This is a genomic window from Rohdeia mirabilis, from assembly GCA_007750655.1.
Classification (GTDB): Bacteria; Planctomycetota; UBA1135; order UBA1135.
On the sequence record CP036290.1, the window covers coordinates 4,125,456 to 4,139,072 of the forward strand.

The 13,617-nt window shown below is 71.2% G+C and carries 10 protein-coding genes; 3 read left to right on the plus strand and 7 right to left on the minus strand.

Annotation, left to right across the window (positions count from 1 at the left end; genetic code table 11):
- Positions 1-21: 21 nt before the first annotated feature.
- The 4 genes from Pla163_RS15305 to Pla163_RS15320 all read right to left on the minus strand — a co-directional run bounded on the left by Pla163_RS15305 (position 22) and on the right by Pla163_RS15320 (position 4,817).
- A complete protein-coding gene (locus Pla163_RS15305; RefSeq protein ID WP_145190402.1) occupies positions 22-1,227 on the minus strand; it encodes a hypothetical protein in 1,206 nt (401 codons plus the stop codon).
- 196 nt (positions 1,228-1,423) lie between these two features.
- Positions 1,424-2,635, minus strand: coding sequence for a bifunctional alpha/beta hydrolase/OsmC family protein (locus Pla163_RS15310; RefSeq protein WP_145190405.1), 1,212 nt, complete (start codon positions 2,633-2,635; stop codon positions 1,424-1,426).
- 16 nt (positions 2,636-2,651) lie between these two features.
- The gene (locus Pla163_RS15315) at positions 2,652-3,020 is read right to left on the minus strand and encodes an ArsR/SmtB family transcription factor (protein ID WP_419185999.1); all 369 of its coding nucleotides are present in this window, start codon (positions 3,018-3,020) and stop codon (positions 2,652-2,654) included.
- A 60-nt stretch (positions 3,021-3,080) separates the two neighbouring features.
- Positions 3,081-4,817, minus strand: a complete 1,737-nt coding sequence (locus Pla163_RS15320; protein ID WP_145190408.1) for an SGNH/GDSL hydrolase family protein — start codon at positions 4,815-4,817, stop codon at positions 3,081-3,083.
- A 256-nt stretch (positions 4,818-5,073) separates the two neighbouring features.
- Between Pla163_RS15320 and Pla163_RS15325 the strand changes: the two genes are divergently transcribed.
- Entirely contained in the window at positions 5,074-5,685 is a 612-nt protein-coding gene (locus Pla163_RS15325) for a class I SAM-dependent methyltransferase (RefSeq protein WP_145190411.1), read from the plus strand.
- 16 nt (positions 5,686-5,701) lie between these two features.
- Here Pla163_RS15325 and Pla163_RS15330 read toward each other — a convergent pair whose 3' ends face one another.
- The 3 genes from Pla163_RS15330 to Pla163_RS15340 all read right to left on the minus strand — a co-directional run bounded on the left by Pla163_RS15330 (position 5,702) and on the right by Pla163_RS15340 (position 9,901).
- On the minus strand, positions 5,702-7,408 hold the full coding sequence (locus Pla163_RS15330) for an SGNH/GDSL hydrolase family protein (protein ID WP_145190416.1): 1,707 nt from the start codon (positions 7,406-7,408) through the stop codon (positions 5,702-5,704).
- Positions 7,409-7,875: 467 nt separating this feature from the next.
- Positions 7,876-9,099 (minus strand): formylglycine-generating enzyme family protein, encoded by a 1,224-nt coding sequence (locus Pla163_RS15335; protein WP_419186000.1) that lies wholly within the window; start codon positions 9,097-9,099, stop codon positions 7,876-7,878.
- Between the two features lie 238 nt (positions 9,100-9,337).
- Positions 9,338-9,901 carry a formylglycine-generating enzyme family protein gene (locus tag Pla163_RS15340; RefSeq protein WP_145190422.1) on the minus strand — a complete coding sequence of 188 codons (564 nt, stop codon included), beginning with the start codon at positions 9,899-9,901 and terminating at the stop codon, positions 9,338-9,340.
- Positions 9,902-10,450: 549 nt separating this feature from the next.
- Here Pla163_RS15340 and Pla163_RS15345 point away from each other — a divergent pair.
- Both Pla163_RS15345 and Pla163_RS15350 read left to right on the plus strand, forming a co-directional pair.
- On the plus strand, positions 10,451-12,655 hold the full coding sequence (locus Pla163_RS15345) for a M28 family peptidase (RefSeq protein WP_419186001.1): 2,205 nt from the start codon (positions 10,451-10,453) through the stop codon (positions 12,653-12,655).
- Positions 12,656-12,830: 175 nt separating this feature from the next.
- Positions 12,831-13,610, plus strand: a complete 780-nt coding sequence (locus Pla163_RS15350; protein WP_145190430.1) for a peroxiredoxin family protein — start codon at positions 12,831-12,833, stop codon at positions 13,608-13,610.
- The last annotated feature ends 7 nt before the right edge of the window (positions 13,611-13,617 follow it).

Here is a 13,617-nt window from a genome sequence, read left to right on the forward strand (position 1 = left end):
CGCGGTGACTGTCACGCTCGATCACCAGTTCACACCGTGCGAGTGCGGCCCGAAGTACCCGGTCAGCTGGACACCGACGGTTGTCGTGTCGCCGTCCTCCTCGGAGTCGTTCAGCGTCGCGAACAGGCGCACGCGGGCGAACTCGCTCATGTTGCGCGTGTAGTACGCCGTGAGTTCGTCCTCGGTCGGAGTGCCTTCCTCGGGGTGCTCGTAGGAACCGAGCAGAACTCCGGCCGAGTTGAACCGATCGAAGCGACGCTCTCCCCAGGCGTAGTAGCCAGCGACGTCGTCGTCGAAGACCGCGAGCGTCGTCGGGTTGACGACCTCGGCGCCGATGTCGCCGCTCGCCACGAGGTACTCGCCTCCGAAGGTCCACCCCGACAGGCCCGAGTCGTCGTCGATGCCCAGGGTCAGGTCGACGCCGTAGACCGTGTTCGACAGACCCACGGCGGAGAGCCCGTTCGTCTCGTCCTCGAACGAGAAGTCACCGAAGTGGCGAGCGGATGCGCCCCACTGGAAGACCGCGTTCGCGCCGACGTCCATGAACTGGGTGACGCGTGCGGTGAGTGCCATGTCACCTAGATCGCGGCGGTCGGCGAGCGCCAGCTCGGGCCCCTCCTCTTCCTCACCATGGCCGTGCTCGCCGCCGAGCTCGGAGAAGACGCCGAAGGACACGCGCAGCGCCGACGTGTCGCCCGTCTCCCACCAGTGGTCGATCTGGGCGCCAACTCCCGGAAGCTCGTCACCCAGGTACTCGGCGAGCACACCAGGACGGTTCGGGTAGGGCAAGTCGTGCACGTGCACCTGCATCTGCTTGCCGAAGTCGGCGAAGAACTTGCCGAAGCGCAGAGTCGTGTTCGAGTCGAACCCTGTGTAGTGCGCCGCAGCTTCCTCGACCTCGAACTCTTCACTACCGACGAGAACCGCGTACCCCCACCAATTGGGGTCGATGCGACCGTTGACGCCCAGCTCCAACGTACGCAGGTCGATGTCGAAGCCATCCTCACCCGCGTCGGGATCGGACCAGTCTCCGATCGCATCGATGACCGCACCGATGGCCGGGTTGAAGTCGTTCGTGAAGCGATCGGTCTGTCCTGCCTCCAAACGGCGCAGGGGAGGCATGCCGGGCGTGACGAACGGTGAGTCCTGAGCGACCGCCTCGGGGGCGGGGAAGAGCATCACCACCGCGGTGGTGACGAGGCCGGAAGTAGCGATACGGGAGCGCATGGATCAGGGAAGGGACGAGGATTCGCAGCGAGTCGCGCGCCGCTCGGCGTCGCGAAGAGACGGGGAGGCTAAGGACTCGAGCGCCCCCCTGCTGGGACGCTTCGACAACCATGGCAGCGTCGCACTCTCCGTCTCCCTCGTCCCCTCTCCGTGCCGATCCGTCGCCTCCCCGCTCACCCCATCCCCCACATGCCCGTCAGTCCACGAGCTGCGTGGCGACCGCCACCTCGTTCTCGGTCAGCGTGCGGTGGACCGGGCACTTGTTCGCGATCTCGAGCAGGCGCGCGCGCTGCTCCGCGTCGAGCGGGCCGGTGACGCGCAGGCGGCGCTCGAAGCGATCGGTCCGCCGCGCCTTCCCGTCCTCGCCGGTGTCCGTCCGCTGTTGGTGGATCACGTGGACCGCGACGCCCTCGAGCGGCCACTGCTTGCGCCCCGCGTACATCTCGACGGTCATCGCGGTGCAGGCACCGAGCCCGGCCGAGACCAGGTCGTAGGGCGCCGGTCCGCGGTCCGTCCCGCCCAGGGACAGCGGCTCGTCCGCGTCGAACACGTGACGCCCGGCGCGCACGCGGTGGTGGAGCCCTTGCAGCCGTTCGACCACGACCTCGTGCTCGGGCAGCGGTTCGAACTCGACCGCCTCTTCGTCGCCGACGTAGCGCGACGACCACGCGGCGAGCACGCGCGCGGCGTAGGCCGAGTCGCCCGGCCGCGACAGCATGTGGTCGGCGTCGTCGAGGGACACGAAACTCTTCGGGTGGCGCGCGGCCTCGAAGAGCGCGCGCGCGTGGTCGATCGAGACCATCTCGTCGATCGGCGAGTGCATCACGAGCAGCGCCCGCCCCAGTTCGGCCAGGCGGTCGGGACGCCCGTGCCTGCGCACGTCGTCGAGGAACCCGCGCTGCATGCGGAAGGAGCGACCGGCGAGCGCGACCTCGACCGGTCGACCCTGCGGCGCCGCCTCGAGCGCCGCGCCGACCAACTTCTCGACGTGCGTCGGATCGCTGGGCGCGCCGATCGTCGCGACCGCGCGCACTTCGTCGATGCGCGGCGCCGCGACCAGGGCCGCCGCACCGCCGAGCGAGTGTCCGACGAGCAGGCGCGGGGCCTGGTGCCGTTCGCGCAGCGCCGCCGCCGCCGCCACCAGGTCGGCCGCGTTCGACGAGAAGTCGGTGTTCGCGAAGTCCCCTTCCGAGCCGCCGAGCCCCGTGAAGTCGAAACGCAGCACCGCGAAGCCTTCCGCCGCGAGTCCACGCGCGATGCGGGTCGCTGCGAACACGTCCTTGCCGCAGGTGAAGCAGTGCGCGAACAGGGCGAAGGCCCGCGGCTCGTCGGCCGGCCACTCCAGACGACCGGCGAGGAGATCCCCTCCGGCGCCTTCGAACTCGAACTTCTCGGTGCGGGTCGTCATCGCGGTCGGAGCCTTTCTACTCGAGAGCGTGGTCCAGGGCGTCGCGCACCAGGTGGCGCACGTGATCGTCGGCGAGCGCGTAGTACACGTGCCGACCGTCGCGTCGTCGTGCGACCAGACCGACCCCCTCCAGCAGGCGCAGGCGGTGCGACACCGTCGAGAGCGGTTCGTCGAACGTCGCGGCGATCTCGCTGACGCAGGCTTCACCGCGCTCGAGCAGTTCGAGCGTGCGCAGGCGCTGCTCGTCGCCCAGAGCCCGGAACAGACGCACCGCGCCGCTGAAGGCGCGCTCGGGAACGGGCGTGCGCGGCCGCGCCGAGTGGTCGTGCGGGTCGCACTCGGGAGCAGCCGGGACGTCGCGCGCATGAGGCCTGAGGTCTTCCATCGCCGGGAAGTCTACGGCCGCGGCGCGGGACGGCTGCGAACGGGTCTCGCAGAACCCTCGTCAGAGCTCGATCGCCGCGGTCAGTCGCCCTTGCAGGATCAGTCCCGGATCGGCGCGCGGGACGATCAGCGCCTGGGCGTGGCGCGCGTCGACGCCTTCGGGCAGTTGGAAGCGTGCGGTCCCTCGCTCGTCGAGCACGAGGGTGACGGGCACGGCGACGAGCGCGAGCGGTTCGAGTTCGCCCCGGCCGTGCAGCGTCCAGGTCACCGGGTCCGCGCGGCGCGAGGCCAGGAACAGCTGGGCCGCGTCGCGCGCGCGCGCGTGGACCACCACGGCGTCGCCGTCGCGCTCGATGAACGGCGGATCGAGCCGCACGGCCGCGGGGGCGACGACCACGGCGCGCGCGGACTGGACCACGAGATCCTGCTGGCCGGGTCGATTCGTCGTCAGGCGGCCGCGCACGGAGGACGGCCCGACCGCTTCGAGTTCGAGCAAGGGCGCGCCACCGACCAACAGCACCGGCAGGTCGTCGCCGCGGCCCCAACCCGCGAGCTCCACGGTGAGCAGGTCGTCGCCGAGACTGGAGGCGACGCGCGGTTCCACGTCGACCACCGCGAGTTCGGTCGCGCGATCGGTGGCGCGGTCGTTGGCGCCATCGTTGGCGCCATCGTTGGCGCCATCGTTGGCGCCATCGTTGACCCCATCGGTGGCGCGGTCGAGTTCGGTCGCGGGCGAGGCCGCAGCGAGTCCCGCTTCGACGGCGTCGACCAGACTCGGCAGCACGAGGCTCCACAGCACCGGCGACGGATGCACGGTGGTGTCGACGAACAGCACGCTCTGGTCGATCCCGCTCGCGTCCGCCAACCGTTGGGCGTCGATCAACGGCGCGCCCGTCGCCGCGGCCGCGCGCCGCACGGACGCGCGGTCCTCGGTCACTCCGGGGTTCGCCGCTTCGGTCGCGCGCAGGTGCACGGGAGCGATGACCACGGCCGTGGCACCCGCTGTGCGCGTGCGCTCGATCATGCGCCGCACGCGCGGTTCGATCTCCGCGGCCGCCACGCGGCGTCGCACCGGTGAGTCCGCGTCGGTCTTGGCGTCGGATTCGTCCACGCGCTGGTCCGCGTCGCTCTCCCTGAACCGGCGCAGGGCGTGCGCGAGGGCGGTGCGAGCCAGCGGTCCGGGCGGCGACGCGAGCAGCTCCTCGTCGGTCGCACCCTTCGCGGGCGACTGGTCGTTCCAGGCTCCGACGTACAGCACGACCACGGTCGGTTCGTAGGCCGCGAGCACGTCGTCGAGCACGCGCGCGGACTGCACGGTCGTGTAGGCGGGTACGCCGAAGTTGAGGACCTGCACCTCGCTGCGCGGCCGGCCGCGGTGTTCGAGTTCGAGCGCGATGCGTTCGGCCAACGTCTCGCACGGGTCGAGTCCGAGGCCGTAGGCGCTGCTGTCCCCGAGCACGGCGACGCGCACCGTTCCGGGCGGCGCGGGCTCGGCCGGACGTCCGCGCCAGGGCCAGTCGCCGATCGCGTAGGGACCGGCGTGGTCGGCGCGCGCGCGGTAGCCCGACTTCAGCGCGAAGCCGCGTTCGTCGTCGGCGCGGAAGATGCCGTGCGTCGGCGAGAGGGAGTCGCCGTCGGCTCCGTTCGATCCCAGGCGCAGCGGCGGCGTAGGCCCGTGGCCCGTGGCGCGCAGAACGAACTCGATCGCGACGAGCAGCAGCACGGGCCCCAGCACGCCGAGCGCGAGTGCGACGCTGCGTCGACGTCGGCGACCGGTCGAGGGCGTTGGGCTACTCATGGGATCGTTCGGACCGGCTGCTCGCGTGGGAGCAGCTGACTGCGTGGGACCGGCTGACTGCGAGGGAGCAGCTGACTGCGTGGGACCGGCTGACTGCGTGGGAGCGGCTACCAGGAGAGGACCAGATGCCGGCGTGGGACCGCCGCGGTCACCGCTGCCGCCGTGGTCGGCAGCCCATGAGTGCTCGACCGCCTTCGATGGCCGCCGTCTCGAAGGGTGCGGCCCACCCTGCTGCAACCGGTACGATCCGGCGGCGATGGGACTCTACCGCGACCGCATCTTCCCGGCCATGTACGACAAGGCCATGGGTGGCGAGGGCCTGACCGAGCATCGCCGGCGCCAACTCGCGGGACTGTCGGGCGAGGTCCTCGAGATCGGCGCGGGCACGGGGCTCAACCTGCCCTGCTACCCGGTGGCCGTCACGCGCCTGTGCACGGTCGACCCGAACCCGGGGATGAACACGCGCCTCGCCCGCCGCGCGGCCGCGTCGCCGATCGAGGTCGAGTCGCACCAGCTGGCGGGCGAGTCCCTGCCGTTCGACGCGGGGCGCTTTCGGTTCGCCGTCTCGACCTTGTCCCTGTGCTCGATCGCGGACCCGGTGGCGGCGGTGCGCGAGATCCGTCGCGTGTTGGCGCCCGGCGGACGTTTCGTGTTCCTCGAGCACGGACTGCACGACGATCCGGGCGTGCAGCGCTGGCAACGGCGACTCGATCGACTGCAGCACTGGTACGCCGACTGCACGCTCTTGCTCGAGCCGCAGCGGGTGCTCGAGGAAGCGGGCTTCGACGCGATCGAGATGGACACGTTCCTGCTCGACGGTGCGCCCTCGATCCACCGCTTCATGTACCGCGGCACGGCGACGCGCTGAACGGCGCGCGCCAGACCTAGAGCGCGAGCAGACCCGTGACGCGCGCCTCCTGACTGGCGTCGGGCTCGCCGGCGGGCAGGACGAGTCCCTGGACCCAAAGAGGGTCGACGCTCGACGAGAACTCGGGCGGCAACGGCACCGCGACCGTTCCGTCCGGTCCGACCGATCCGTCGAGCGGTTGACCGGCGAGCTGGGCGTACACGATGCGAACGGTCCCGTGCATCGACTCCTGGGGCCGAGCCAACGCTGTCCGCGAGACGAAGAGCTTGACGCGATCGCCCGGCCGCGAGTGCACGAGCACGCTGACCGACCCGTCGGCGGCGACCGCGCGCTCGAGCCGCGGCGGCACGAGTTCGATCGCCGCGCGTTCGATCACGACGCCGCGCTCGGTCTGGACCACCAGATCGTGCACACCCGCGGCATTGGTCGAGAGCGTGCCGGAAACGACGCCGTCGCCATCGAAGCGCACGTCGAGGAGCGGCGCGCCTCCGACCGACACGACCGGCAGGACGTCGCTCTCGCGCACGCCGGCGAGTTCGACCGCGAGACGTTCGTCACCGAGCGACGAGAACGTTCGTCGCTCGACGCCGACCACGGCGAGCTCGGTCGGCACCGCGGGCGGCAACTGGCCGAGTTCCTCCGCGACGCGTTCGGCGACCTCGGGGGCGACCAGACTCCAGAGCGCGGCCGACGGGTGGACGAAGTCGACCCAGAGTTCGCCATCGATCCGTCCGCTCTCGAGCGCGGTCTCCTCCACGTCGACGAGCGGTGCAGCGAGCGCGCGCGCCGCACGGCGAACGCTCGCGCGATCGGGCACGACTCTCGGCAGCGTCACCTCGGTGGCGGCCGGGTGCCCGGGCGCGACGACGATCGCGGGGCAGTTCGTCGCTCGTGCGCGCTCGACGAGGGCGCGCACGCGCGGCTCGATCTCCTCGGCCGGGACCCGCGCTACGGTCGATTCGTCGCTGGAATCGGTCTCGCTCGCGTCGGCGCCACCCGCGTTCGGACCGCGGCCGAAGGCGCGACGCAACGCGTCGACGATCGCCGAACGCGACACGACGTTGCCCTGTGCGTGGCTCGCGAGGATCTCGGCGTCGGTCCGCCCGGTTCCGGACGATCCGTCGTTCCAAGCGGCGACGTAGAAGACGGCCACGTCGGGCTCGAGTTCGCGCAACGCCCACTCGAGCACGTGCGCCACCTGGACCGTCGAGTAGCCCGGAACGCCCAGGTTCAGGACCTGGACACGCGTTCGATCGAGACCGCGCTCCTCCAGTTCGAGCGCGAGCTGGTGCGCCAAGGTCTGCGACGTCTCGATACCGACGCCATAGGCGCACGAGTCGCCCAGCACCACGACGCGCGCGATCCCCGGCGGCGCGGGTTCGGCCGGTCGACCGCGCCAGGGCCAGGAACCGAGCGCGTAGCTCCCCGCATGTTCGGCGCTGGAGCGATAGCCCGCGCGCAGTGCGTAGCCACGGTCCGGATGCACCTCCACCAGGCCTCGACGCGGGTCGCGGTGCTCGGCGGTGAACTGCAGCGCGCCGGGCGCCGCGTGCTCCCCGCCGACGAGATTCAGTCCGTCCCCCGGGCCGAAGCCCGCGGCGCGCAGCCCGAGTTCCAGCGCCACGACGACCACCGCCGTGGTCGCCGCTCCGATCGCGAGCCCAACCAGACGCCGCCGTGCGGGTCGTCGCATGGTGCGCGGCTGGGAGTCGGTGGCAGACATGACGCGACGATACGGAGTCTGACCCCACTTCGTCGATCGACGCATGCGAGTCTGACCCCACCTGGTCGTTGGGCCAACAGGAAGTGCCGCACCACGTGGATCCGAGCTACGCCGTCCTCGGACCGCCCCCCCTGCGACACCAGGCCGGCTCGAGGCCGGCTCGAGCGAGACGCGCGATACGCGATACGGAGTCTGACCCCTCCTCGTGGATCCGCGTCGCGCCGACTCCCTCCCCCTTGGCCATGGCACGCCGTCCGTCGCCGCGGCTGCTTGAGGCGCTGGCCCGTGAATTCGAGCGCGGCGCAGCCGTTCGCGGGCTCTCGCTCCGAGCGTCCCGCGACCACTTCGGCGACTGTCGTGCATCGAAGAGGGCGTCGAGGCAGGATCGAATGGGAGCGGCTGCTTCGTGCGCCACTCTTCGTCGGTCCATCGACGGCGTGGGGTTCAGACTCGGTATCGCGGTGTCCCTACGGGATCAGGACCGGAGCGAGCACCACGCGGAAGCCGACGTCGTTCTGCGCACCGGGGTTGGTGGCGGCTCGGACCGCGGAACGGCAGCCATTGGAGCCGTCGTCCCAGCCGCCGCCGCGGACCACCTTGTTCTGAGCACCGGTCACGAACGGATCCGTCACGGCCTCGGGCCCGTACTCCGAGAACGAATCCAGGCACCACTCCCACACGTTGCCGTGCATGTCGAAGAGGCCCCACGCATTGGGCGCGTAGCTGCCGACGGCGGTCGTTCCGCTCGGATGGCCGCACGACACGAAGCTCGGACCGAGGTGGTACGTGCCGGCGAACCACGCATCGGCGCAGAAGAGATCCGCGCCCACGTTGAACTCGGTGGTCGTGCCTCCCCGGCAGGCGTACTCCCACTCCGCCTCGGTCGGCAAGCGGTACTCGTAGCCGAACGGCACGTTGCCGGCGAGCGTCTCCGCCACCGTCAGGGCCGCGCAGTACGCACGCGCATCGAACCACGACACGAACTCGACAGGCCGACTCGGCCCGACGAAGAACGACGGGTTCGCGCCCATCACGGCCGTGTACTCCGCTTGCGTCACTTCGCGCTCGCCGATCCAGAACGGTTGGCTGAGCGTGACGAGGCGCACCGGCTGTTGTCCGCTGACGTTGAAGTACGGGCTCGTGATCGCGGCGTCCGAGCCCATCGCGAACGTCCCCGGTTCGATCGCCACCATGCCCGCCGGCGCGGTGCGCCCCACCGCGAGGCCTTGGCTCACGCCTGCGATGCGTGTCACGAAGTCGGCGTCCACGTTGACGGCCTGCAGGTACACCGTGCCGAAGTCGAAACCCGGGAACGTGAAGGTCGCGAGACCGCCGTTCGCGTTCGGATCGAACGCGTAGGGCTGGAGCGCGTAGCTCGGATCGACGTTCAGCGAGCAACCGCTCCACAGTGGGTCACCGAAGAAGCCACCAAGATCGATCGGCAGCGGCACCCCGCCGAACGCCGACGCCGTCGTGTTCGAGAAGCCGATCGCGAGGTACCCGAGCCCGAGCCCACCGGGCGCCGTGATCTCGAGCGTCCAGCTCTGGCCGCTCTTCACGATGCCCGACACGGCGAGCGTCGGTGTGACGCCGCTCGCGCCGGCGCAGCCAGCGCCATGGGAGGTCTGGGCCTCGAGCGACGACGAAAGGACGGTGGACGCAAGAGCGAGCGTGGCGAGGAGGCGCGTCATGTCGGTCGGACAACGGCGGAGGACGAGTGTCGGGGAGGGCGCTGGGCAGACTCTTGAATGCGTGGCCCGTGGCGACCTGACACATCGTTCCAGGTGAGCGAGAGGATAGCTGGGCGCGCTCGATCCGGGGCGGGCGAGGGTGGTCGGGCCAACGGCACCGGGCTCGCCACGTTCGAGCAGGGGCAGCCCGGAACAGGCGCCCACACGGGGCGGGGCACGCCGGGGCGCTGCGCTGGCCTCAAGGGACGAGGATCGGAGCCAGCACCACGCGGAACCCGACGGTTGCATTGGTGCTGCCGGGGGCGTTGCCCACACGCGACGCACTGCGGCACACGTACGAGGGGCTCTGCCAACCGCCACCGCGCTGGACGCGCGCCGGTCCGCCCGTCACGAAGGGGTCCGTCACGGGACCGACGGGGTAGCTCGCGAAGGAGTCGAGGCACCACTCGCTGACGTTGCCGTGCATGTCGACGAGGCCCCAGAGGTTCGGCGGGAAGCTGCCGACGTCGGTCGACCCGAAGTCGATGGCGATGCCGCAGAACGAGTTGGAGTGCTGCGAGAAGAAGATCCAGGCGTCGTCGCAGAAGAGCGTGCTGCCCAGATTGAACTCCGTGGTGATGCCGGCGCGGCACGCGTGCTCCCACTCCGCCTCGGTCGGCAGGCGGTACTCGTACCCCGCCGGCACGTTCCCCAGCGCCGACTCCTGCGCCGTCAGCGCCTGGCAGTACGCCACCGCGTCGGACCACGACACGCGCTCCACAGGACGGTTCGCGCCAGGGAAGTCGGACGGGTTCGATCCCATCAACGCCTCGCGAGGTACGGCGTCAGACCCCACTTCGTCGATCGACGCATGCGAATCTGACCCCACCTCGTCGATCCACCAACAGGAAGTGCCGCACGACAAGGAGTCGAGCCACGCCGTCCCCCAACGCCCCCCGGGACATCAGGCCGGCTCGAGCGATCCGCACGCGGCTCAGCCTCCAGATGCGATCTCGCGCGCGGCACGTTCGTGCAGCACTGCACGCCGACCTCGCCAGCGGCGGGCGCTACGTGCCGCACCCACTCTCTTCGCCAACGGGCAACTTGGCGTGCGGCACCGGATGGCCGACGCACCCGACGCATGGCCGACGAGCCGATCGGCGGGCGGCTCCGGACGGGTGCGCGTCCTGGGAACGTCCGCCCTATGTGCGTCTTGCACCACGGGTTCAGCGCTAGAGTCGACCCCGAGAGCCCCCCGCACTCACGTGGGCACGCGGGCGACGCCGACCGGAGAAGGGGTCCCGATCCACCAGCGATCGGGCCTCCGGGCGACGCGCGACGCGGGCCACACAGGGTCATTTCCTCACCACGTATGCTGTCGAGCATCCGCTCCCTGGGCGTCGGTCACTTCGTGCCGTTCGTCCCTCTCCTTCTCGTCTCCTGCCAGAGCACGGGCTCGGAGTCCGTCGCGACGTCCGAGACCGAGGTCGCGACGAAGACCGTCCTGGTCGCCGATCGGCCCGATCCGCTGGGCCTGTGCCACGAGCTGAAGGACGCCGTCCAGCGCGATTCGCTCGCCCGGCTCCACGAGCTGGTGGCCGGCCGCCCCCACCCCGCGGGATCGCCGGGTGACGAGGCGCTGATCGACTGGATGGCCGCCTACTTCGAGGAACTGGGGCTCGAGGTCGAGGTGCAGCCCTTCTGGGCGCTGTTGTCCTTCCCGATCAGCGCCGAGCTCGAACTCGTCAGCCCCGAGCGCCTGCGCCTGCCCCTGTCGGAGGACGAACTCGAAGCCGACCCCTTCAGCGCCCACCCCGAGCTCGACTTCGGCTGGAACGCCTACTCGGCCAGCGCCGAAGTGCGCGGCGAGGTGGTCTACGCGAACTACGGCCGCCTCGAGGACTTCGCCGAGCTGGAGCGCCGCGGCGTCGACTGCAGCGGCAAGATCGTGCTGGCTCGCTACGGCGGCAACTACCGCGGCTACAAGGCCAAGTACGCCGAGGAAGCGGGCGCGGCCGGGCTCGTGATCTTCACCGACCCCTCCGACTCCGGCTGGGGTCGCGGCCTGTCCTGGCCCGAGGGCGGCTGGTCGAACGGCTCGTCGATCCAACGCGGCTCGATCCTCACGCTGCCCTACTACGGCGACCCCACGACCCCCGGGATGCCGTCGACCGAGGACGCGAAGCGCATCGACCTGGCCGACATCGGTCTGCCCACGATCCCGGTCCAACCGATCGGGTGGGACGCCGCCCAGTCGATCCTGCACCACATGTCCGGCCCCGAGGCCCCCGACGCCTGGCAGGGCGGACTGCCCCAGCGCTACCGGTTGACGGGTGGCTCGCACCTCAAGCTGCGCCTGGCCGTGGAACAGGAGCGACGCATCGCGCGCACCGCCAACGTGGTCGCGACCCTGCGCGGCACCGAGAACCCCGAACAGGCCGTGGTGCTGGGCTCGCACCACGACGCCTGGACGTTCGGCGCCGGCGACCCGTGCGCCGGTCTGATCTGCGTGCTGGAAGCGGCGCGCGTGTGGGCCGAGTCGGGCGTGCGTCCGCGCCGCTCGATCTCGTTCGCCTGCTGGGGCGCCGAGGAGCACGGCATCGTCGGCTCGGTCGAGTGGATCGAGGCCGAACTCGAGGGCCTGCGCGCGAACGGCGTCGCCTACCTCAACCTGGACATGGCCGCGATGGGCATGGACCTGCGCGCCAGCGCGTCGCCGTCCCTGCAGCGCGTGCTCGCCCGCGCCGCCGAACTGGTGCCCACCGCCGGCGATCGCACGGCGCTCGAGGACTGGCTCGAACGCGCCCCCGGCCCCCACGCGGACGGACTGCCCGCGTTCGGCGACCTGGGCGGCGGATCCGACCACGCCGGCTTCGTCGCCCACGCCGGCCTGCCGTCGGCCGCGGTCCACGCCGGCGGCGCCGAGGGCGTCAGCTACCACAGCGCCTACGACGACCTGGCCTGGTACCGCTCCGTGGTGGGCGGCGACTACGCCTCCGCCGAGCTGGTGACGCGCATGGTCCTGTGCACCTCGACCCTGCTCGCCAACGAAGCGGTCGTCCCGCTCGACCCGGCGCGCTTCGGTCCGGAGGCGGTGCGCCACCTCGAGGACCTGACGCGCCGCGGGCGCGAGACGGGCGCCTTCGCGACCGGAGGCTCTGCCACGGACGCCGTCGCCCTCGAGACCATCGATCCGATGCTGGCCGAACTGGCCGAGGGTCTGGCCGTGCACGGCGAACGGGTGCAGCGGTTGGCCGCGCGCCTGGCCGACGGGTCGGCGGGTCTCGACGACGAACGGCGCGGGGCGATCAACGGGCTGCTCGTGGGCTGGGAACGGGCCTGGCTCGACGCCGACGGCCTGCCCGGTCGCCCCTGGTACCAGAACCTGTTCGCCGCTACCGACGAGACGAGCGGGTACGCCGCCTGGATGCTGCCGGCCCTGCGCTGGGCGGTGGAACAGGGCGACGGCGACCTGGTGCGCGGACAGCTGGGCCGCTACGAGGCCGTGCTCGATCGCCTCGAGGCCAAGGCCGATCGACTCGAGTCGCTGCTCGAGCGACCGACCTCCGGCGCCTGAGCGGGGCGAGCGCATCGAGCGGGCCGGGGTCCGTGCGCAGGGCCCCCGACGTGCCCCTACGAATCGACGGGGCGCCAACCCGAGCGCGGCTGAGCACGTACCCTCGTGCTCCCGGTCGGTCGTCGCACATGGCGGTGCCGGCCACGTCCCGCTGGCGCACGTTCGCCACTCCCCCATGACACTGCTCACTCTTCTCGTTGCGATCGGCACGCTGGTGCCGACCGCCGATCTCTCGATCTCGGCGCCCGTCGCGCCGCCGCTCGTCGCCCAAGAACGCGATGACGCGGTTGCCAGCGCCGCGCAGGACCTGATCGCCGAGTTCGACGCCGCCCTCGCCGCCTACGACGCGCGCTACGCCGCGGCCGACCGCGAGGCCCGCAAGGAACTGCGCGACGAGCACCCGGCGGCGCTCTTCTGGCAGCGCTTCGACGACCTCGCCGGCCGCGGCTCGTGGCGCGCCGTGCTGTGGCAGGTCGAGCACGTGCGGCACGGCGGCCTGAAGTCGAAGGAGCGGCGCGCGTTCGCCAAGTCGGCGTTCGAGGGCCTGCGCCAGACCCAGGTCCGTGAACCGGCGTTCGAACACGTCCTCAACGCCGCCCGGGAGCATCGACGCTCCATCGGCGACGAGCTGTACGTGCGCATGCTGACGGACGCGGTGCAGTGGAATCCGACCGAGCGCGTGAAGGCGTGCGCACTGTTCAACCACGGCCTCGTGCTCGTCGAGGAGGGTGGCGACTCCCTGCGGCGCGGACTGACGATGCTCGACGACTGCGCCGAACGTTTCGGCAACCTCGAGTACGGACGCAGGGCCAAGGAAGAGGCCTTCGCGACGCGCAACCTGCGCATCGGCGGCACGGCGCCCGACTTCGCGATCCAGACCTTCGAGGGCGAGACGTTCCGACTGTCGGACCACCGCGGCAAGGTCGTCGTGCTCGACTTCTTCGGCTTCTGGTGAGGCCCGT